At 71.0% G+C, this 20,725-nt stretch carries 18 protein-coding genes; 9 read left to right on the forward strand and 9 right to left on the reverse strand.

The genetic code is table 11. From position 1 onward, the window contains the following. Positions 1-98 precede the first annotated feature (98 nt). Positions 99-419 carry a GroES family chaperonin gene (locus ACSC1Q_RS03625; protein ID WP_344748144.1) on the forward strand — a complete coding sequence of 107 codons (321 nt, stop codon included), beginning with the start codon at positions 99-101 and terminating at the stop codon, positions 417-419. Between the two features lie 58 nt (positions 420-477). Here ACSC1Q_RS03625 and ACSC1Q_RS03630 read toward each other — a convergent pair whose 3' ends face one another. Beyond that, positions 478-1,455: a hypothetical protein gene (locus tag ACSC1Q_RS03630; RefSeq protein WP_436757175.1), complete on the reverse strand. Its 978-nt coding sequence runs from the start codon at positions 1,453-1,455 to the stop codon at positions 478-480. 480 nt (positions 1,456-1,935) lie between these two features. Here ACSC1Q_RS03630 and ACSC1Q_RS03635 point away from each other — a divergent pair, with 480 nt between their 5' ends. Next, entirely contained in the window at positions 1,936-3,846 is a 1,911-nt protein-coding gene (locus tag ACSC1Q_RS03635; RefSeq protein ID WP_436757176.1) for a phosphatidylglycerol lysyltransferase domain-containing protein, read from the forward strand. On the opposite strand, the gene ACSC1Q_RS03640 is transcribed toward ACSC1Q_RS03635, so the two are convergent. From ACSC1Q_RS03640 to ACSC1Q_RS03650, 3 genes are all read right to left on the reverse strand, one after another. Next, positions 3,800-4,072, reverse strand: coding sequence for a hypothetical protein (locus ACSC1Q_RS03640; protein ID WP_436757177.1), 273 nt, complete (start codon positions 4,070-4,072; stop codon positions 3,800-3,802). The two genes, ACSC1Q_RS03635 and ACSC1Q_RS03640, sit on opposite strands and share 47 nt — an antisense overlap. A gap of 147 nt (positions 4,073-4,219) precedes the next feature. Beyond that, a complete protein-coding gene (locus tag ACSC1Q_RS03645; RefSeq protein WP_436757178.1) occupies positions 4,220-5,053 on the reverse strand; it encodes an ABC transporter permease in 834 nt (277 codons plus the stop codon). Positions 5,054-5,194: 141 nt separating this feature from the next. Then, positions 5,195-6,217, reverse strand: a complete 1,023-nt coding sequence (locus tag ACSC1Q_RS03650; protein ID WP_436757179.1) for an ATP-binding cassette domain-containing protein — start codon at positions 6,215-6,217, stop codon at positions 5,195-5,197. A gap of 148 nt (positions 6,218-6,365) precedes the next feature. Here ACSC1Q_RS03650 and ACSC1Q_RS03655 point away from each other — a divergent pair, with 148 nt between their 5' ends. Then, positions 6,366-7,136 (forward strand): TetR/AcrR family transcriptional regulator, encoded by a 771-nt coding sequence (locus tag ACSC1Q_RS03655; protein WP_436757180.1) that lies wholly within the window; start codon positions 6,366-6,368, stop codon positions 7,134-7,136. A 135-nt stretch (positions 7,137-7,271) separates the two neighbouring features. On the opposite strand, the gene ACSC1Q_RS03660 is transcribed toward ACSC1Q_RS03655, so the two are convergent. The 4 genes from ACSC1Q_RS03660 to soxR form a co-directional block, all read right to left on the reverse strand. Beyond that, positions 7,272-7,646 (reverse strand): hypothetical protein, encoded by a 375-nt coding sequence (locus ACSC1Q_RS03660; RefSeq protein ID WP_436757181.1) that lies wholly within the window; start codon positions 7,644-7,646, stop codon positions 7,272-7,274. A gap of 344 nt (positions 7,647-7,990) precedes the next feature. Further along, entirely contained in the window at positions 7,991-8,647 is a 657-nt protein-coding gene (locus ACSC1Q_RS03665; protein WP_436757182.1) for a TIGR02611 family protein, read from the reverse strand. Positions 8,648-8,927: 280 nt separating this feature from the next. Then, positions 8,928-11,945 (reverse strand): cellulose binding domain-containing protein, encoded by a 3,018-nt coding sequence (locus ACSC1Q_RS03670; RefSeq protein ID WP_436757183.1) that lies wholly within the window; start codon positions 11,943-11,945, stop codon positions 8,928-8,930. A 228-nt stretch (positions 11,946-12,173) separates the two neighbouring features. Beyond that, on the reverse strand, positions 12,174-12,647 hold the full coding sequence (gene soxR, locus ACSC1Q_RS03675) for a redox-sensitive transcriptional activator SoxR (protein ID WP_436757184.1): 474 nt from the start codon (positions 12,645-12,647) through the stop codon (positions 12,174-12,176). An 82-nt stretch (positions 12,648-12,729) separates the two neighbouring features. On the opposite strand from soxR, the gene ACSC1Q_RS03680 reads away from it, so the two are divergent. The 3 genes from ACSC1Q_RS03680 to ACSC1Q_RS03690 all read left to right on the forward strand — a co-directional run bounded on the left by ACSC1Q_RS03680 (position 12,730) and on the right by ACSC1Q_RS03690 (position 14,774). Beyond that, positions 12,730-13,128 carry a PPOX class F420-dependent oxidoreductase gene (locus ACSC1Q_RS03680; protein ID WP_436757185.1) on the forward strand — a complete coding sequence of 133 codons (399 nt, stop codon included), beginning with the start codon at positions 12,730-12,732 and terminating at the stop codon, positions 13,126-13,128. A 77-nt stretch (positions 13,129-13,205) separates the two neighbouring features. Next, a complete protein-coding gene (locus tag ACSC1Q_RS03685) occupies positions 13,206-14,027 on the forward strand; it encodes a patatin-like phospholipase family protein (RefSeq protein WP_436757186.1) in 822 nt (273 codons plus the stop codon). A gap of 6 nt (positions 14,028-14,033) precedes the next feature. Then, positions 14,034-14,774 (forward strand): P-loop nucleotide/nucleoside kinase family protein, encoded by a 741-nt coding sequence (locus ACSC1Q_RS03690; RefSeq protein ID WP_436757187.1) that lies wholly within the window; start codon positions 14,034-14,036, stop codon positions 14,772-14,774. A 6-nt stretch (positions 14,775-14,780) separates the two neighbouring features. On the opposite strand, the gene ACSC1Q_RS03695 is transcribed toward ACSC1Q_RS03690, so the two are convergent. Then, positions 14,781-15,560 (reverse strand): putative hydro-lyase, encoded by a 780-nt coding sequence (locus ACSC1Q_RS03695; RefSeq protein WP_436757188.1) that lies wholly within the window; start codon positions 15,558-15,560, stop codon positions 14,781-14,783. A gap of 501 nt (positions 15,561-16,061) precedes the next feature. Between ACSC1Q_RS03695 and ACSC1Q_RS03700 the strand changes: the two genes are divergently transcribed. The 3 genes from ACSC1Q_RS03700 (at position 16,062) to ACSC1Q_RS03710 (ending at position 20,487) form a co-directional block, all read left to right on the forward strand. Next, positions 16,062-17,021 carry a LysR family transcriptional regulator gene (locus tag ACSC1Q_RS03700; RefSeq protein WP_436757189.1) on the forward strand — a complete coding sequence of 320 codons (960 nt, stop codon included), beginning with the start codon at positions 16,062-16,064 and terminating at the stop codon, positions 17,019-17,021. 84 nt (positions 17,022-17,105) lie between these two features. Next, positions 17,106-18,605: a S1 family peptidase gene (locus ACSC1Q_RS03705; RefSeq protein WP_436757190.1), complete on the forward strand. Its 1,500-nt coding sequence runs from the start codon at positions 17,106-17,108 to the stop codon at positions 18,603-18,605. A gap of 418 nt (positions 18,606-19,023) precedes the next feature. Then, entirely contained in the window at positions 19,024-20,487 is a 1,464-nt protein-coding gene (locus ACSC1Q_RS03710) for a hypothetical protein (protein ID WP_436757191.1), read from the forward strand. Positions 20,488-20,725 lie beyond the last annotated feature (238 nt).

A 20,725-nucleotide genomic window follows, 5' to 3' on the forward strand; every position in this document is an offset into this window, starting at 1 on the left:
ACGGATCTCCATCACCGATGTCGTCCTCTCCCGGCCTCCCGGTGCCCGGGACCGCCGTCGAGCGGGCTCGGCTCCGCGGTTCCCATAAGCTTCATGCTGTGGGTGACCCGAAGTTCGAGATCCAGATGCTCCACGACCGTGTCATGGTCAAGATCGAGCAGGAGTCCGAGGAACGCCGCAGCACGGCGGGCATCGTCATCCCGGCGACGGTGAAGATGGCCAACCGCCTCGTCTGGGGCGAGGTCTGCGGCGCGGGCCAGAACGCCCGCGCGGTCAAGGTCGGCGACAAGGTCCTGTTCAACCCCGAGGACCAGTACGAGGTCGAGGTGCACGGCCAGCTCTATCTGGTCATGCGCGAGCGCGACCTGCACGCCATCGCCACCCCGCAGACCGACAACGGCACCGGCCTGTATCTGTGAGGACCGCGAGGTCCCTGACGAGATCCGCGAGGTCCGCGAGGTCCGTGGAACGCGCGGGTCACTTCCGGGTGTAGCCGAGATAGAGCTTGTTGGACCAGTCGGCGGCGGAGAAGGCGGCCAGCACCCGGGTGGTCTTGCCCTTGAGGGTCGACAGGACCACCTGATAGTGGCCGGAGGCGGGGATGACGGCGATGAAGTGCTTCTCGTCCCACCAGCCCCACAAGGCCTTCGGCTTGATGCCGGGCACCTTGGTCGCGAGCTTGCCCGAGGTGCGGTCCCAGACGCAGACGTGCTCGGTGTGACTGGACGGGCACCAGGTCATCAGGCCCCGCCCGGAGGGGGTGAAGGCGTCCTCCCCGCCGGCGGGCCTGCCGGTCTTGGCCAGGGTGCGGCGGATCGCGCCGTCCTGCCCGTAGAAGCGGGTGCCGCCCGCGTGTTCGGCCACGATGTCGGAGCCGTCGGAGCTCCAGCGGAACCTCGCGGCCTTGTCGACGTTGGCCACGGTCACCGTCTTCGCGGTCTTCGTGACCGCGTCGACGACCACGAACCCGGAGGTCACCCACGCGGATCCGCTCTTCCTCTCGACGGTCAGCACCGCCTTGCCGCCGTTGCGGCTCCAGTGGGCGTAATGCGCGACGAGCGGTTTCTTCACCGTACGGATCCTGGTGCCCTTGGAGGTCGCCAGGTCGAGCAGGACGACCGAGTCGTAGCCGCTCTGGTAGGAGGTGGGCACCGCGAGGGCCTGCTTCCCCTTCGGCGCGACCGTGATCTCCTGGTAGGCGGCCTGCCGGGTGAACCCGGCCCCCCTGCGCAGGTAGGTCATCTTGCCGGAGGAGTAGGAGGTCACCCTGAGCGCGTCCGCGGAATCCTCCCGGACGGTGACCCGGGTGCCGGGCAGCACGATGTCGACGGGCGCGGCGGCGGACGCGACGGCCGCCGGCTCGGCGGCGTGCGCGGCCGCCGGAATCGGCACGATCACCGAGGCCAGGACGGCGAGGCAACCGAACAACCGGTAAATCCCAGGAGTCACGGACACGGCGGAATACTAAGCCGGAAAGCCCCCAAGATCCTGATCTAGAACGAATCGGTTAGAAGAGGTGTGAGAGAGGCCGGTCGGGGTGAGGGGACACCGGAAGGCGAGCGGGACGAAAGCCCGGTGCCGCCGGGACACGAGGGCCGGACCTCCCTTCCGGAGACACGGGGCCCGGACTTCCAAAGCCTCGCAGGCCGTCATGGGTCGCCATGAGTCAGGGACGTCGAGTGCGGCTGGCGGCCCGGGGACGGCGCGGCGGCCCGAAGGCGGGTGGCGCGGCTGTGGGCGGCGCGGCGGGCAGACCGAAAACGAACGGTGATTTTACGGCGGCCGGCTCCAACCCGTCCCCGGCCGTTCTCGCGGAGGGTTCGTGACGCGCTTCACGACGCGCAATGCAAAGTCACCGGAGCCGGGTGGGGCGGATTCGGCCCCGGCGAGCCGTGTGGTCATGTTAGGGCCTCTATCACCGATTAATGTCCTCCCATGAGGAATCGGTCATGGGCACCCCGTTCCTGGGTGTCCACCGCGACCGGTTACGCGGCGATGGCGATCGGCGTCCTGGACATCATCAGGGCCGTGCTGCCCGCGTTCAGGAGGAGCCGGGTCGGCGAAATTACCGGGTTCCTGCCGGGAACGTTCACCTCGCTCGCCCAGGCGGTCTCGCTCGTCCTGGGCGTCCTGACCGTCATGCTCGCCCACGGCCTCCGGCGCAGGAAGAAACGGGCCTGGCGGGCGGTGATGGTGCTCCTGCCGCTGAGCGTCGTCATGGAACTTTTGCACGCGCACCGCCCCTTCACCGCCGTCGTCAGCGTGCTGGTCGTCGTCCTGCTCGTGATCGACCGGCGCGAGTTCAACGCCCTCTCCGATCCCCGGACCCGCTGGCGGGCGCTGTGGAACCTTCTCGGCCTGGGCGCCCTGGACATCGTCATCGGCTGGGTCGTGGTGAACGCCCACTCCCGGTACATCGTCGGCGACCCCGATGCCGGAGAGCGGCTCCAGCACGTGCTGCTCGGCCTCGTCGGGGTGGAGGGCCCTGTCGGGTACTCCTCGGAGCGGACGGCCGACCTGGTCTACTACTCCCTCCTCGGTCTCGGCGCGCTCACCGCGGTGACGACCCTCTACCTCGTCCTGCGGCCGGAGAGGCCCGTCGCCGAGCTGGACCCCGAGCAGGAGAAGACGGTCCGCGAGCTCCTCGCCCGGCACGGTGCCCGCGACTCGCTCGGCTACTTCGCGCTGCGCCGCGACAAGAGCGTCGTGTTCTCCCCGACGGGCAAGGCGGTGATCGCCTACCGCGTGGTCTCGGGGGTCATGCTCGCCAGCGGCGACCCCATCGGGGACGTCGAGGCGTGGCCGGGCGCGATCAAACGCTTCATGGAGGAGGCGGAGCGGCACGCCTGGGTACCCGCCGTGATCGGCTGCAGCGAGACGGGCGGCGAGGTGTGGACCAGGGAGGGCCGCCTGTCCGCCCTGGAGATCGGCGACGAGGCCGTCATCGACGTCGCCGCCTTCACCCTCGAAGGCAGGACGATGCGCAACGTCCGGCAGATGGTGAACCGGGTGGAACGCGCGGGCTACACCTGTCTCGTACGGCGGGTCGGGGACCTCACCGAGGCGGAGAAGGACCGGATCCGGCACGCCGCCGACTCCTGGCGCGGCACGGACACCGAGCGGGGCTTCTCCATGGCGCTCGGCCGGTTCGGCGACCCCGCCGACGCCGGATGCGTCGTCGTCACGGCGCACAGCCACGCCGGGAGCGCCCCGAAGACCGAGAGCTCCTCGGAGGCCGGAGGCACCTCGAAGGCCGGGGATTCCGCGAAGCCCAGAGGTTTCTCAAAGATCGAGGGTTCCTCGAAGACCGAGAGCGCCGAGGACGCGATGGACGCCGAGGGCCCGGCGGGCGGCGGGAGCGGGACGGGCGGGGACATCCGCGCCGTCCTGCACTTCGTCCCCTGGGGGACGGACGGCATCTCCCTCGACCTGATGCGCCGCGACCACGAGGCCGACCCGGGCCTCAACGACCTGCTGATCGTCAAGGCCCTGCAGGCGGCCCCGGCCCTCGGTGTGAGCGCGGTCTCGCTCAACTTCGCCATGTTCCGCGCCGCGCTCGCCAGGGGCGAGCGGCTGGGCGCCGGCCCGATCCTCCGTGTCTGGTACGGCGTCCTGGTCTTCCTGTCCAGGTGGTTCCAGATCGAGTCGCTGTACAGGTTCAACGCGAAGTTCCAGCCGCTGTGGAAACCCCGTTTCCTGGTCTATCCCGCGGCGCGGGACCTTCCGCGGATCGGCGTGTCGGCGCTCCAGGCGGAGGCCTTCATCTCCCTCTGCGTTCCCGGGGTCGTCTCGCGACGCGTCAGGAGCCTCCTCCCGGCGCGCTTCCGCACCTCACGCATTCCATGACCATGGGGCCACGGTGCCGCCGGTGCTCGTAGAACCGGTGACCGAGCGCTGTCACGACGAGCACCCCGCCGAGCAGCAGGAGCATGAACGGCCCGTACTTCTCGTGTCCTATGAGGCCCATGACGAGATGGGCTATACCTGCGGCGACGATGATCGCGCCGACGTTGAGCAGTTCCCTGTTGAGCGTCCACCCCGAGGCGGATCGTTCCCGTTCCGTCTCACTCATGCGTCCAGGCTCACTACCGCCAGTTACAGTCCGCGTCGGATCCCGTCACCACGATGTAAAACACGGAGCATCTTCTGGCGGCGGCGAACATGTGAACCCCGTGATCCGGCGGGAACACACCCCCGCGGAGACCGGCGGGCGCGCCTGTCAGCCGCCGAGCCCGCGGAACGTACGCGTCGACAGGGGCAGGAAGACGGCGATCAGCAGCAGCGGCCAGACCACCGCCATGAGCACGGCGTTCTGCGCGACCCAGGACTCGCCTCCCCAGCCGGGATTGTCGAAGAGCTGCCTCGCGGCCGTGGCGGTGGCCGAGAGCGGGTTCCACTCCGCGATCGCCCCGAGCCAGCCGGGCATGGTGCCGGGATCGACGAACACGCTGGACAGGAAGCCGACGGGCCAGACCAGGATCTGCACGGACGTCACCACCTCCGGCCCTCCCGCGACGAGGCCGATGAAGATGCCCACCCAGAGCAGGGCGAAGCGCAGCAGCAGGAGCAGGCCCACGGCGGTGAGCGCCGCGGACGGCCCTCCCCCGGCGCGCCAGCCGAGCAGCAGCCCGGTCACGATCATGACGGCCAGCCCGACGACCGAGTTGAGCATGTCGGCGATCCCCCGGCCCATCACGACCGCGGAGGCGCTCATCGGCATCGACCGGAACCGGTCGGTCACCCCCTTGGCCGCGTCGGTGGTGACCGCCATCATCGTGCTCTCCAGGCCGAAGAGCATCGTCATGGCGAACATGCCGGGGATCAGGAAGTCGAAGTAGCCTCCCCCGCCGGGGACGCCGATGGCGCCGCCGAACAGCCCGCCGAACATCAGCACCATCATGATCGGGAAGAACCAGCCGAGGATGACCGGGCCCGGCTGCCGGACCCAGTGGTTCAGGTCGCGCAGGGTGATGGTCCAGGAGTCGGCCAGCGCCCAGCCGAACCGGGACATCGAGGTTCCGGCGAGCGTCGGAGCCGGGGTCGTCGTGCTCATGGGGATGCCTCCGTATCGGGGATCGGGGTCGTCGTACTCACGGGAATGCCTCCCGTGGCAGGCATCGGGGTCCTCGTACTCACAGGGATGCCTCCGCACCGCGCATCGAGACGGTCGTGCTCGCGCGGGAGGGGGTGACGCTCAAGCGGACGCCTCCGTGAGGGGGGCCGGGGACCGCCGGGTTCCTTCCGCGCCGCCCGTCAGGTGCAGGAACACCTCGTCGAGCGTGGGGCGGCGCAGCGTGACGTCGAGCGGTTCGATCCCGGCGTCACCGAGGGCGGTGGCCATCGTGACGAGCGCCCGGGTGCGCTCGGCGACCGGGACGCTGACCCGGCGCGCCTCGGCGTCCACGTGGACCTCGCCGGACGCGACCCGCGCCGCGAGGGCCTCCGTCGCGGCCACGTCCGCCTGGTCGGCGAGGACGAGGTCGAGCCAGTCACCGCCGATGGCGGACTTCAGCTCCTCGGGGGTGCCCTCGGTGACGACCCGGCCCGCCCCCAGCATCGTGATCCGGTCGGCCAGCCGGTCCGCCTCCTCCAGGTACTGGGTGGTGAGCAGCACGGTCGTGCCGGAGCCGACCAGGTCTCGGACGGCCGCCCACACCTCCTGGCGGGCGGCCGGGTCGAGACCGGTGGTGGGCTCGTCCACGAAGAGCACCGGCGGCGCCACGATGAGGCTCGCCGCCAGGTCGAGCCGCCTGCGCATTCCGCCGGAGTACTTGCCGACCGGCCTGCCCCCGGTGCCGGCCAGCGAGAAGCGCTCCAGCAGCTCGTCGGCCCGCCGCCGCGCCCTGTCGGCGGAGAAGTGGTTCAGCCTGCCGAACATGACCAGGTTCTGCCGCCCGCTGAGGATCTCGTCGACCGCGGCGTACTGGCCGACCAGCCCGATCCGCTCGCGTACCTGCCGCGCCTGTGTCCGGACGTCGAACCCGGCGACGCTCGCCCGGCCCGAGTCGGGGCGCAGGAGCGTGGACAGGATTCGGATCGCGGTCGTCTTTCCCGCGCCGTTGGGCCCGAGCAGGCCGCAGACCGTTCCGGCCGCGACCCGCAGGTCGAACCCGTTGAGTCCTGTGCCCTCGGCGGCACCCGCGTAGTTCTTGCGCAGGCCGTGCGCGGCGATCGCCGTCTCGTCCCGCCCGGCCGCCTTCGCGTTCACCCGGTTCACCCGTTTCACCCTTCACACCCGTCTTCCCGTCCGGCGCCCATGACGGACGATTCGCCCTACATGGACGCGCCTGCAAACGTAGACCGTACCGTACACCGTACGGCTCGGCTACGGTGGTCCCAACGCCGAGAATCTGGAGGCTGTTCCCATGAGTGCGAAGAAAGCTTCCGACGCCGACCCGGCACGCAGCCTGGCGCTCCTGTGGGGATCACACAGCAAGCCGGGTCGTTCCGGGCTGACGGTGCGCTCGATCGTCCTGGCGGCCATCGAACTGGCCAACGAGGAGGGGCTCGACGCGGTCTCCATGCGGCACGTCGCCGAGCGGCTGGAGGTCGGGACCATGTCCCTCTACACCCACGTCCCCGGCAAGGGCGAGCTGGTGGATCTCATGATCGACACCGCGTACGGGGAACTCTACGACGACGTGGACGCCCCGTCCCGGCAGCCCGGCGGGTGGCGGGGCGGACTGGAGTTCGTCGCGGCCCGCAACTGGGACCTCTACCGGCGCAACCCGTGGATGCTGCAGATCGTCGACGTCCGCTCCACGCTGGGACCGAACGCGTCACTCAAGTACGAGGCCGAGCTGCGCCCGCTGGAGGGCACCGGCCTGTCGGACGTCGAGATGGACTCCGCCCTGGCCCTGGTGCTCAGCCACGTGGAGAGCACCGCCAGGGCCAAGGCCAACCAGGCCAGGATCCAGGAGGAGAGCGGGATGACCGACGCCGAGTGGTGGCTGTCCAACGCCCCGCTCCTCGACAAGATCATGGACTCCGCCCGGTTCCCCCTCGCCTCCCGCGTCGGCCAGGCGGCCGGGGAGGCCCACCAGTCGGTCGCCGACCCCGTCCACGCCCTCACCTTCGGCCTGGAACGCATCCTGGACGGCGTCGCCGGCCTGATCGAGGGCCGGAAACGCCCCTGACACCGAAGGACCGCCGGCCGGAGACATGGCCATCGGGCCAGCGGAGACATGTGGCCGGAAACAGAGAAACCGGGGTGCGCGGGACGGGAACGCCCTCGGTAGCCGTTCCCGTCCCGCACACCCCGGCGGGCCGGTTTAGTAGTAACCGGTGCCCGTGATGGCGGCGGTCTGGTTGCCCATGTTCTTCACCCGGTAGCGGATGCACGGGGCGGGCGGGGAGGCGCTGGCGGCGACGTACGCGGCGTGGTCGTTGGCGGCGATCGGCACCGTCCCGATGTACCTGCCACGGCAGTTAGCGATCTTGACCTTGACGGGCACGCTGTTGGTGTCGAGCTTGACCAGCACGTTTCCGTTGTACTGGGCCGCGGGGACGAGCTCGGGCGTGAGGAACACCTCCTCGCCGGGCTGAACCCTCGCGGCCAGGTTGACGTCGTCGGCGTGGGCGGGGGTGCCGGTCAGGGCGACGGCTCCGGCGGCCGCCAGGACCAACATCGAGGACAGGGCGCGCATAGAACGTCACTCTCCTTATTCGTCTCTGCCGATCCGTCCCTGCGGATCGGACGTGGAGACACTACGGAGAGTCAGATCCGGGAAAGATAACGAGGTGGGCGGACCTGGGTAAAACTCAGGGGAGCACCGGTCCTTTTCCCGGACACACGGCACCATTGCCGCCGCAAGGGGGCAATCACTCCGGAAGGGGTGCGAGGCGAAACCACCGGAGCCGGGCCCGGACGACCACTGGCTCGATCAGCTCACGCAGGCGCCGTTCGGCCTTACCGCTGGGAGCAGAGCGACCGGCTCGCACGGGCACGGCCCGGCCTTGCCACTCGGGCCGGAGGGATCGGGCTACCGGGCTATCGGGTGAGGAGCTTCTGGGCCTCGACGACCAGGTCGAGGTCGAAGCTGAGCTTGAGGCCGTAGTAGACGATGGCGGTGGCGGTCACCGCGGCGGCGAGGACGACCAGGATCTTGACGGTCCAGCCCCGGCGGCCCAGCCAGGCCGTCCAGGCCGACAGGGTCCGCTTACCGAACTCCAGCAGCCGGTGGGCCCAGTGGAACTCGGTGGCCAGCACCGCCAGTCCCGCGAAGACGACCAGCCAGCCGGGACCGGGGAAGGGCACCATGATCAGGCCGCCGATGACCAGCACGGCACCGATGGCACCGATGACGATCTTCAGGGTGAGGTGGCCCGCGCGGGTGGACCGCACTCCGTCGAGCCAGCCGTGGATGCCGGACCGCCCGGCCGCCGCGTCTTTCAGCGCGTCGGCGTCGCCCGTCTCGACCCGGCCGTCACCTGGACCGCCCGTCTCGGCCCGGCCGCTCGTGTCGCCCAGGCTGTCACCCCGACCGGCCGTCTCGGCCCGTACGCCGGTCTCACCGCGTGCGCCGGTCTCGCGCCGCGCGTCGCCGATGTCGCCGATGCCGTCCTCGTCCCGCACACCGGAGGTGCCGGTCTCAGACAGCCGCCCGGCTGAGCCGTGAGGCTCGCGCACCCCATCTGAGATCGTCATGTTCTCCCCAGGACAGTCGTTTCTTCCACAATAGGCTCTGCTGGGCGGACCGGCCCCGCCGACGTACTCAGATCATCCTCAAGGGGGAGGGCAGGGGGTCCCTCAGGTGGAGAACCACCAGATCATCGGGACGGCCCCGCCACGCCCGTTCGGGGCGTGGCGGGGCCGTGCGGGCCGGGGGTGCCCCGTGGTTCTCGCGGGACACCCCCGGCCGCCGGTGCGGAGGCCGTCCGGACCCCCGGGCCTTGATGCCCTACCGCACCGGCGCGCCGGAGGACTGTCAGGAAGTGGCGCAGGTGACGGTGGACGGAACGCCGTTGGTGCCGGTCCAGGAGGCGCCGAAGCCGAACGTCGTGGAGGCCCCGGCTGCCAGGGCGCCGTTCCAGTTCGTGTTCCGCACGACGACGTCGGCACCGGTCTGGGTGTGGGTGCCGCTCCAGAGCTGGGTGATCGTCTGGCCGTTCGGGAACGACCACCTGACCGTCCAGCCGGTGATCGCCGAGGTTCCGGCGTTGCGCACCGTCACCTCGCCCTGGAAGCCGCCCGGCCAGGAGTTGGACACCCGGTAGGCCGCGGCGCAACCGCCGCCGACGGGCCCGGTGAGGGTCCTGAAGGTCACCGGGCTGGAGGCGGTGGAACTGTTCCCTGCGCCGTCGCGGGCGATCACGTAGAAGGTGTACGAGGTGTCAGGGGTCAGCCCGGTCAGCGCGAACGACGCCGAGGTGGGCGAGCCCACCTTGACGTCCGTCGTCCCCGCCTCGCGGTAGACGTCGTAACCGCTCACCCCCACGGCGTCCGTCGAGGCCGTCCATGCCAGCGTCGCCCCCGACGAGGTGATCGCCGAGGCGACCGGGGTGCCCGGCCTGGTCGGCGGCACTGTGTCGGGGGGCGGGACGGTCCCGCCGTTGTCGGCGTACAGGATGCCGCGGCCGTTGGTGCCGAGGTAGACGCGGCCGTAGACGCGCGGGTCGCCGGTGACGGCCTCGCCCGCGTTGCCGTACCGGTGCCTGTCGTCGTTGATCCTGACCCAGCTCGCGCCGGTGTCGTCGGAGCGGAAGACGCCGGTCACGCCGCCGATCGTGGCGACGGTGTACAGCGCCTGGTAGCCCCCGGCGGAGGCGGACCTGCCGAAGCCGATGTTGACGGCGCTCGTGACGCCGGACAGCTTGGTGAACGACGCGCCGCCGTTGGTGGAGTGCCACAGGCCCGAGGCGGCGCCGGTGTCACTGGGGGGCCCGGCGAGCCAGATGTCGCCCTCGCGGCCGGGTACGGCCTTGAACTTGACGTTCCCCTCGGCGGGCAGCCCGGTCGCGGCGGTGGCCGTGAAGGAGGCGCCGCCGTTGGTGCTGGCGTAGAACCTTCCGGCGCCGAAGCCGTAGAACCTGCTGGAGTTCACCCGGTCGGACTCGACCACGGCTCCCGTGGGGAGTCCGGTGGAGGCGGTCCAGGAAGTGCCGTAGCCGACCGAGTAGTGCACGCCGACACCCTTGGGCGCCCAGACGAACCGGGAGCCGTCGGCCGCCGCGGCGATCGTGCCGCCCTCGTTGATCCCGCCGGGCTCACTACCCTGGAACCAGTTGGCGCCGCCGTCGGTGGAGAACGCGGCGTGGCTGTCGTTCGGCCGGTCGGCGTCGGTGAAGTTGCCCGCGCGGACCATGACGGACGGGTTGGTCTCGGCGTAGTCGAGGCTGGTCGTCGAGGTGAAGTTCGGTGAGGTGAACATCATGGGCGGCACGGCGTCGAGGCTGGTGTGCCGGAAGCCGCCGATGTCGCCCAGGCCGCTGACCAGCGGGGCGCCGGACGGCGGGCTGATCAGGTCGAGGACGGCGGTCTCCTCAAGCCCCTTGACCATGGGCTTGATGGTGAGCTGGCCGCCGGTGTCCCACTTCTTGAGATCCTCGGTGCCGTAGAGGGTGGCGCCGGTGCCGTACATCATCCGGTTGCCGTTGAACGGGTCGATCTCCAGCGATTCCGTCATCCAGCCGAGCTTGGGCGTCGTCTCCGGCGGTTGCGGGCTGGCCCCGAAGGTCAGCCACGGCGAGGAGGAGACGTCCATCGTGTAGCGGAAGCTGCGGTTCGGGTAGGAGGTGAAGTCCCAGATGCGGGTCCAGGTCGCGCCGGAGTCGGTGGACCTGAAGAAGATGACGTCCGGCCACCAGGAGATCTGGGTGGCGACCATGATCGTGCCGGGGTTCTGCCGGTCGATCGTGAGGCCGCTGTAGCCGTAGTACGCGTCGGACGAGCTGGAGGGGACCGGGCTGATCTGGGTCCAGGCTCCGGTGGTCGTGTTGAGCTTCCACACGTCGCCCTTGGCGCCGTCGTAGGGGCCCGAGGTGTCGCTGGTGGCGATGTAGAGCGTGTGGTCGACGTGGTCGAGCACGCCCTTGTGCGCGATGTAGCCGGTGGGCTGCCCGGCCACGCGCGTCCAGGTGGTCCCGCCGTCGGCGGAGCTGTAGACGGTGTTCTGCTTGTCCGCGACGCCCACGTAGATCTTCTGCGTCGTGTTCCCCGCGGTCGCGGAGGTCGGGTCGAAGGTCACCCAGACCACGCCGGGGCGGTGGCTGAGGTAGCCGTTGGGGTCGGCGGGGTCGTCGGCGTGGTTGCCCGGGTTGGGGAAGCTCGCGACCTTGGCCCAGGTCACGCCCTTGTCGGTGCTGCGCCACAGGCCGTTGCCGTCGGGCGCGCCGAGGTAGACGACGCTGTTCCTGTTGGGGTCGACGGCGAGCCGCTCGCCCATCCCCCGGCCGGGCATGTTGCCGCCGAGCTTGAACGGCAGCGGCGTGGCCTGCCAGGTGGCGCCCTTGTCGGCGGAACGCAGGATGGCCCCGTTGTTGGGGTCCCAGCTGTTGGTGTACATCCCGGCGGCGACGTAGACCCGGTTGGTCTCCACCGGGTCGGTGGCCAGGCTGACCACGCCGTTGTATCCCCACTTGTCCCAGCCCACCCAGTCGAGCAGCGGGGTCCAGCTCTTGCTCGACTGCTCCCAGCGATACGCGCCGCCGATGTCGGTGCGGGCGTAGATCAGGTTCTGTTCCTTCTGGTTGAAGACGATCCCCGGCACGAACCCGCCGCCGTCGATCCTGACGTTCTTCCACTCGTACGACTCGGCGGCGGCCACCGAACCGGTCCCGGTCACTTTGGTCCCGGTCACTTTGGTCCCGGTCACTTTGGTCCCGGTCACCCCGGTCACCTCGGTCCCGGCACCGGACGCCTGGGCGCTCGCGCCCCCGACGGCCGCGCCTGCCGACGCGCACGCCACCGCCACGGCGGCGAGCATGCTGAACAGCCTTCTTCGCATGTACGGCTTCCCTTCGCAATGCAACGGACAAACCGCCATGCACGATCAGGCGACGGGACCCTGACCTTCGACCGCCCACATGATGCGCGTGCATGAACGCCCAGAGGGTCACATGCCGGACCCCGGGTCGTCAATAGTTTGAATAGACAACTAACAAACCTGCCGTAAATCGCGGCGAAACCCCCGGGTGACGCCGTGGACGCCCCCGGGAGGCGCTCGTACCCCGGCCTACCGCGCCTCGCAGGGAGCGCAGTCCCGCCGGGGAGGGAGCATCAGCCGCGAGCCGGGTCCCCTCGCGGCGGCCACGTCGTCGGGGTTGGCGAGCGCGCAACGGTCCAGCGAGAGGCAGCCGCAGGCGATGCAGTCGGTCAGGCCGTGCCGGAGCCGTTCGAGCTGCTTGATGCGGTCGTCGAGCTCGTACTGCCACATCGTCGAGAGTCTCGCCCAGTCGTCCCTGGTGGGGGTGCGCTCGTCGGGGAGGGCGGACAGCGCCTCCTGGATCGTCTTGAGCGGGATCCCGACCCGCTGGGAGACCCGGATGAAGGCGATCCTGCGGAGCGTGTCGCGAGGGAAACGACGCTGGTTGCCCGCGGTGCGGCGGCTGCGGATCAGGCCCTTGGCCTCGTAGAAGTGGAGGGCGGAGACAGCGACCCCGCTGCGCGAGGAGAGCTGGCCGACGGTCATCTCCGGATTGTTGGGCATGCGCCAGTGTAACTTGACCTCAATCAATATTGAGGTTGCAGAGTGAGGGCATGAGATCCACGAAGGCGGAAAGAGGGGGAGCATGACATTCACGGAGGCGGAACTCGCCTATCTCGAAGAGCAGCGCCTGGGCCGCCTGGCCACGACGGGCCCCGGCGGCTCCCTGCAGAACAGCCCGACCGGGTTCCGCGTCGACATCGAGACCGGCGTCGTCGACATCTACGGCCGCGCGATGGGCACCACCAGGAAGTTCCAGAACGTCCGGACGAACCCGCAGGTGGCCTTCGTGGTGGACGACGTCGCCTCCACCGATCCCTGGCGGGTCAGGGGCGTGGAGATCCGCGGCGAGGCCGAGGCCGTCGAGGACCACGAGCCGCCCTCCCCGTACTTCAGCCGGGAGATCATCCGCATCTACCCCCGGCGGATCATCTCCTGGGGCGTCGACCCCGCCCAGGAGGGCATGAAGGGCCGCGACGTCTGATCCCCGCGTCCCCCGCAGGGGAGGGTACCTCGGGGGCGCTTCCCCTGCGGGGAAGACCCATCGGGTAAGAATGGCGCATGACGAGAGCATTGGTACTGGGTGGCGGAGGCGTGGCGGGCATCGCCTGGGAGGCCGGGATCATCACCGGCCTGCGCCGGGCGGGCATTGATCTGGGAGAGGCGGACCTGGTCATCGGCACCTCCGCCGGATCGGTGGTCGGGACGCTCGTCACCACCGAGGCCGACCTGGAGAACTCGGTCGGCGTCCAGGCGAACACGGAGGTCGCGACCGTCTCCGCCGTCGACATGGAGGCGGTCATGGCCGCCTTCAGCATCCTCTACGACCCGTCCCTGGACCCCCAGGAGGCCAGGCGCCGGGTCGGCGAGCTGGCCCTCGCGGTGAAGGACACCGGCGCCAGGATCGAGACGATCGGTAACCGGCTGCCCGTCAAGGAGTGGCCGGAGCGCCGCCTGCTGATCACCGCCGTCGACGCGGCGACCGGCGAGTTCGTGGTCTGGGAGCGCGGCTCGGGGGTACCGCTGGTGTCGGCGGTCGCCTCCAGCTGCGCGGTCCCGTGCGTGTTCCCGCCGGTGGAGATCAACGGGCGCCGCTACATCGACGGCGGGGTCCGCTCGCCGACGAACGCCGACCTGGCGGCGGGCAGTTCCGCCGTGGTCCTCCTGGAACCGCTGGCGCACACCTCGCCGAAGGCGCGCGTCGAGGCAGAGCTCGCCGAACTGGGTGGCGCCGCGATCGCCCACGTCGTCCCCGACGAGGCGTCGGTCGCCGTGTTCGGCGCCAACGTCCTCGACCCGGCCCTGTGGCGCCCCGCCTTCCAGGCCGGTCTCGCCCAGGCTCCCGCCGTCGAGGAGAGCGTGGCCAGGGTCTGGAAGGACTGAGACCGCATGAGCGGAAGACGGTTCCCCGGCAAGGTCTCCGGCAAGGTCTCCGGTGACGTCTCCGGTGAGGTTCCCGACGCGACCGACGCGACCGACGGTGAGACCGGAGGCCACGGTGAGACCGGCGCCGGGACCTTCGGTGGGGCGTACGGCGGGGACGCGGGCGGGGTGGCGCCGCTGTGGGTGGTGAGCGGGCCGCCGGGAGGGGGGAAGTCGACCGTCGCGGCGGCGCTGCTGGCGCTGCTCGCCCCGGTTCCCGCGCTGCTCGACAAGGACACCGTCTACGGCGGCTTCGTCGCCGCCACCCTCCGCGCCCACGGCCGTGACGACGGCGAACGCGAGGGCCCCTGGTACGACGAGCACGTCAAGCGCCACGAGTACGAGGGGCTGACCGAGGTCGCCCGGCAGATCCGCTCGCACGGCTGCCCGGTGATGCTGGGAGGCCCCTTCACCACCCAGGTGCACGACGCGGCGGCGTGGGAACGCTGGGCCGGGCGGCTGGGCGGGCCGCCCATACGTCTCCTCTGGGTGCGCTCGGACGGCCCGACGCTGCGTTCCCGGCTGGAGGCCAGGGGGCTCGCCAGGGACGCGGGCAAGCTCGACCGCTTCGAGGACTACCTGCGGGCGATCAGGGTCGACGAACCGCCCGCCGTGCCCCACGACGAGATCGACAACCGGCCCGGCGCCGCCGCGCTCACGTCACAGCTGGAAAGGCTCGTCACCCCCCGGGAAACCGCCGCGCCGTGAACGGGATCACGGAACCTGGAAGCGGTCGTCCCTCGCGTCGGTGATCGCCATGTGGCCGGGGAGGTGACCGATGGCGAAGGACACCCCGCTCGCCATGACGGCCGCCTGCGGCGTCACCCCGCAGGCCCAGAAGACCGGGGTCTCCCCCGCCCGCACCTCGACGGGGTCGCCGAAGTCGGGCACGCCCAGGTCGGCGATCCCGATCTCGCCGGGGTCGCCGACGTGGATCGGCGACCCGTGCACGGCCGGATACCTCGCGGTCACCCGTACGGCGGCCGAGACGAGGGAGGCCGGGACCGGGCGCATCGAGACGACCAGCGGGCCGCTCAACGATCCCGCGGGGCGGCAGGCGATCGAGGTGAGGTACATGGGCACGTTCGTTCCCGCCTCGATGTGCCGCACCGGGACCCCGGCCCTCAGCAGCGCGTCCTCGAAGGTGAAGCTGCAGCCCAGCAGGAAGGCGACCAGGTCGTCCCGCCAGACGTCGCGGGCGTCGTCGACGTCGGCCGTGGCCCTGCCGTCCTTGTAGACGCGGTAGGCGGGCAGGTCGCTGCGGAGGTCGCCGCCGAACAGGCTGGTGCTCACCGCGCCGGGGTCGCCGACATCCAGGACGGGGCAGGCGACGGGGTTGCGCTGGGCGAACAGGAGCAGGTCGTAGGCGAGCTCGCGGGGCACGGCGAGCAGGTTGGCCTGGGTCCAGCCCCGGCACCACCCCGCGGTGGGTGCCCGCAGCCCCTCTCTGAAGTGGTTCCGGGCTTGCTCGGGGGTGAGCGCCGCTACGTCCATCGGCGGATCATAACCTCGGTTCCGCCTCCCGGCCAGCGTCCTTCGTCCGCGCGAGGAGCGCGCGACCGGCCTCCGCCGGCACGTGACCAGGTGGTGGCGCCCCGCGTCCGCGCGAGGAGTGCGCGACGGGCCTCCGCCGGCATGCATCCTTCATCCGCGCGAGGAGCGCGCGACCGGCCTCCGCCGGCACGTGGCCGGGCGGCGGCGTTCCTCGCCCGGGCGGGGAGGGCGGGTCCGGCCGCCGGGTCCCGGCGCCTCCGGGGGCCGGAATATCGGCGAAACCCGAATCCCGGGAATCTCGAATATCGGACACCACTGTCAGAGTACGGCCAGGTGGAACGGAAGCTCTCTAGACGAGACGACCGGAAGGGCGTTAACGGATGTCCGTAAACATCACATTTAAATAGCCTTAATTGTTTTTGGAACGATTCGACAAAATTGAGTCATATTTCATGACATGTTGGCATTGCGGGCATAACGTCCCGGCCTTACGTTCCCGGTATGGATCTCGAGCTCCGACACCTCAAGATCGTGCGCGCGGTGGCACAGGCCGGCAGCGTCACCAAGGCCGCCACCCACCTCGGATTGGCCCAACCCGCGCTGACGGCGCAGCTCAAACGGATAGAGCGGGTGCTCGGGGGAGCTCTTTTCGAACGCGACCACAACGGCGCCAGGCCCACGCCCCTGGGGCAGCTGGTCCTGTCACGCGCCATGGTGCTGCTGCCCGCGGCCCGCGAACTCCAGGAGGAGGCACTTCGATTCGCGAACGCGAACGCCGACATCCCCAGCTACCGGCTGGGTGCCACCAACGGGCCGATCCTCGGCGGCCTGATGGACCGCCTCGCCACCGCCTGGCCGTCCACCCCGGTGAGCACCCACACCTCCTGGTCCGCGAGGGAGCTCACCGCCATGGTGATGCTGGGCCGGATCGACTTCGCGTTCATCGGCGCCTGCGGGGAGAGCCCCCCGCCGGTGGAGGGGCCGGTGGTGTGGTCGACCGTGGGGACCGACCCCGTCTTCGTGCTGCTCAACGAGGACCATCCGCTGGTGGACAGGGAGGAGGTGGAACTCGCGGAGCTGGCCGACGAGCAGTGGACGGTCACCCCCGGCGACAGCTGCTTCGGCGACTGCTTCGCCACTGCCTGCGCCCGCGCCGGGTTCACCCCCAAGACCATCTACGAGACCGACGTGGCCACCTGCATGCACCTGGCCAAGGTCGGCCGCGCCGCCGCGCTGTGCCAGGCGACCTTCCAGCCCGCCGAGGGGCTGAAGCTGGTACCGCTCGCGGGGGCTCCGCTGCGCTGGCGGCAGCTGCTCGGCTGGCATCCGGAGGCGTCCAGCGCCGCGGTCGCGACGTCGATCCTCGAACACGCGAAGGCCGCGCACTCCGACGCGATCGGGCGGAGCAGACGATACGCCGGGTGGCTCACCCACAATCCCGGACTGGGCACCTCTCCATAACGTGACGATAGGAGACATTTGGTAGAGGCGCGCCTCGTGTGCACACCGTTACTTTGACGGCACCCCCCATACGAGGAGAGAACCATGCTCCGCAGAAGTGCCGTGGCAGCGGGCTTCGTGCTCGCTGTCGCGATGGTGGCCACCCCCGCCGCCGCTCACCAGGGACCCGGCGAATCCGCCGCCCCGTACACCCTCGCCGAGGCCCGGACACTGGTGCAGGCCACCGCCAAGCCGTCACCGGGCCTGGTCGACGCCATCCGGCGCGACCTCGGCGGCACCGCCGAGCAGGCGTCGGCCCGGCTGATCAACGAGGCGGCCGCCGCCAAGATCGAGCCCGCCCTCCGCGGGCAGCTCGGCGCCTCCTTCGCCGGATCCTGGGTGAGCGGTCCCACCTCCAACCTGGTGATCGCCACCAGCGACTCCACCAAGGTCGCCTCGCTCGCGAAGTCGGGCGCGGAGGTCAAGCTCGTCAAGAACTCCCTGGCCACGCTCGACACGGCCAAGGAGCGGCTCGACCAGCTCCTGGCCAGCGCGCCGAAGTCGATCCCGTCCTGGTACGTCGACGTGACGAGCAACAGCGTCGTCGTGCTGGCCGGTGACGTCGCCGAGGCGCAGGCGTTCGTGGACGGCAGCGGCGTGGACCGGGCGCTGGTCCGCGTCGAGGCCTCGCAGGAGAAGCCCAGGCCCCTCTACGACGTCCGCGGCGGTGACGCGTTCTACATGGGCGGCCGCTGCTCGGTCGGCTTCTCGGTCACCCGCGGCTCCCAGGGCGGCTTCGCCACCGCGGGCCACTGCGGCACGCCCGGCACCGCCACCCAGGGCTACAACCAGGTCGCCCAGGGCACCTTCCAGGGCTCGTCCTTCCCCGGCAACGACTACGCGTGGGTCGCGGTCAACGCCAACTGGACCCCGACCGGCGTGGTGAACGGCTACAGCGCGGGCATCCTCCCGGTGACGGGCTCCACCCAGCAGGTCGTGGGCAGCTCCATCTGCCGCTCCGGCTCCACCACCCAGTACCGCTGCGGCACCATCAGCCAGCACAACACGAGCGTCACCTACCCCGAGGGCACCATCACCGGCCTGACCCGCACCACCGTGTGCGCCGAGCCCGGCGACTCCGGCGGCTCCTACATCTCCGGCAGCCAGGCCCAGGGCGTCACCTCCGGCGGCTCGGGCAACTGCACCTCCGGCGGCACGACCTACCACCAGCCGATCAACGAGATCCTCTCGGTGTACGGGCTCACCCTGGTGACCAACGGGACCCCGCCGCCCACCGGCTGCAGCGGCTACCAGAACTCCTACACCGGCTCGCTCACGTCCAACGCCAACGCCTACCAGCCCGGCACCTCCGGCTACAGCGCCGGAGCGGGCGTCCACCGCGTCTGCCTGGACGGCCCCAACGGCACCGACTACGACGCCTACCTGCAGAAGCTGAGCGGCTCCACCTGGACGACCGTGGCCAGCGGGACCTCCGCCAACCCTGACGAGGCCTTCACCTACAGCGGCACCGCGGGCACCTACCGCGTGCGGGTACACGCCTACAGCGGTTCCGGCTCCTACACCCTCGGCCTGACCAGGCCGTAAGGCTCTCCCCCTCGGCCCGGCCGGGCCGCCGCCCCCGCGGACCGGTCACCCCGCCGCCCTTCCCCCGCGAGCCCGTGCGACCTTGCGGGGGGAGGGCGGCATTGTCATGCCCGGACGTCGAGAACAATGGAGGGTTGACTTCTTCCCACGGCTGAAGCCAGGGGACTCCGACCCTCACGGGTCGGGTTTCCTGTTTCACCGCCGGTTGCCCGCCAGGAGGAAAACGCCCCCCTTTGAGGTCTTACATCAGCTCCGCGGGCGTTTTTCTCTCCGCCGGCCCGGCGGCGAGGTTGGTGCAGGTCATGCGTGCGGCGGCTTGGTTATCGCCACCGTGCGAACATGCTAACAATCCGTACGACGCCTTGCCGCGTTTCCTCACTACACCTAAGGCGGGGATCTCCACGCTGAAAGGAACACGATGAGCGACCTTCTGACGCTGAGCGAGGGCGCGGTGCTGACGCATCTCGCCACCCGGGCCGAGCTGGCGAGCGGGGTGCTGCCCGCCTCCGACGACCTGCGGCTGTGGGCCCGGCTGGCCGACGGCGAGGGGGTGCCGCTGGCGGGCGGCGGCCGGATACGCACCTCGCTCGACACCGGCGAGCCCGTCCTGACCGGGCCCGGCGGCTGGCTCGACGGGGTGGAGCCCGAGCAGGTGGTCGCGCTGCGCCTGCGCGGCGGCACCCTGGAGCTGTCGGTCACCGAGCTGGACGACGTCCCCGCCGAGCGGGCGGTGCGGGTCGTCCAGGAGTTCGGGGAGCAGGCGCTCGACGCGCTGCGCGCCTTCGCCGAGGGGCTGGAGCCCAGTCCCGGCGTGCCGGTCGACGTCGTGGTCCTGGAGCTGCTGACGAAGGCCCCCGAGACCTTCGCCGACCCGCTGCCGCCGCTGGCGCCGCTGCTGCGCAACGCCTCGCTGGAGCTGCGCGACGGCCGGGTGGGCATCGTGGGCGCGCCGTGGGACACCGCGTCGGTCGCCGACCTGGCGCCGCTGGACATCATCAGGCTGGCCCTGGTGCGCAGCGCCCTGCGGACGTACGGCGAGGGCGCCGACCTCTCCAAGGCCGTCACCTACCTGTCGCGGTCGGAGGTGGTGCTCGCGCGGATCGCCGACGAGGTGGAGCGCGAGCCGCTCGGCCCGGCGCTGGTCGAGGCCCTGCCCCGCACCGAGCCGGCCGCGCTGCTGCTGGTCGCGAGGTCGGCCGAGGGCGAGGGCCGCTCGTTCGAGGCGTCGGGGCTGATCTCCGAGGTGCTCTCCCTCTCCCCCGGCATGGCACCGGCCGTGCGCGACGCCGCCGAGTACGCCGCCTGCCGCACCGACCCCGGCGCCCCGCTGCCCGAGCGGGCCGCGCACCTGTTCCGGCAGCTGCTCGCGTACGCCTACCGCCCGGCCCGCCACCGGCTGATCGAGGATCTGATCGCGCTGAGCGTCCGGGTGGCCGAGCCCGCCCTCGCGGACCTGGCGCTGTTCGAGAACGACGTCGTCGGCGAGTTCCTGGACGCGCGGGCCGAGTGGCTGCGCGACGACGAGGTGGAGCTGCTGGAGTCCTGGCGGCGGACGCCGCTGCGCCTGTGGGAGGTCCTCGGCGTGTCCGGGAACGAGATCACCGTGGCCGCCGCCGAGGGGGGCGAGGGCGGGGAGCGGGTGACGCTGTCCGACGAGCTGCTCTCCGGGCAGGCGCTGCCCGGGGACCTGATGCTGACCAGGGTGCTGGGCGACGGGACGGGGCCGCACGTGTTCGGCCACCCGTTCAAGGTCGATCCGGAGCGGCGGGAGGAGATGCTCGCCCTGCTCGCCGATCCCGTCGACCCCTACGCGGTGGCCGCCTTCTTCAGGCGCCCCCGGCGGGCCCCCGGCACGGCGGGCGGGGACACCGCCGGGCGCTGACGCCCCCGCGAAGGCGGGGGTGCGCGGGGGCGTCGACCGACAGACGATCCCGCGAAAGCCAGGGTGCGCGGGGGCGCCAGCCGATGGGCGCCCCGCGGAGGCCGGGGTGTGTCGGTGCGCGGGCGTGCGGGCGGTGTCGTGCGGGCGGTGTCGTGCGGGCGGTGTCGTGCGGGCGGTGTCGTGCGGGCGGTGTCGTGCGGGCGGTGTCGTGCGGGCGGTGTGACGCGACCGGGCCTCC

The sequence above is a fragment of the Streptosporangium heterodermiicola genome, assembly GCF_051390675.1.
Lineage (GTDB): Bacteria > Actinomycetota > Actinomycetes > Streptosporangiales > Streptosporangiaceae > Streptosporangium.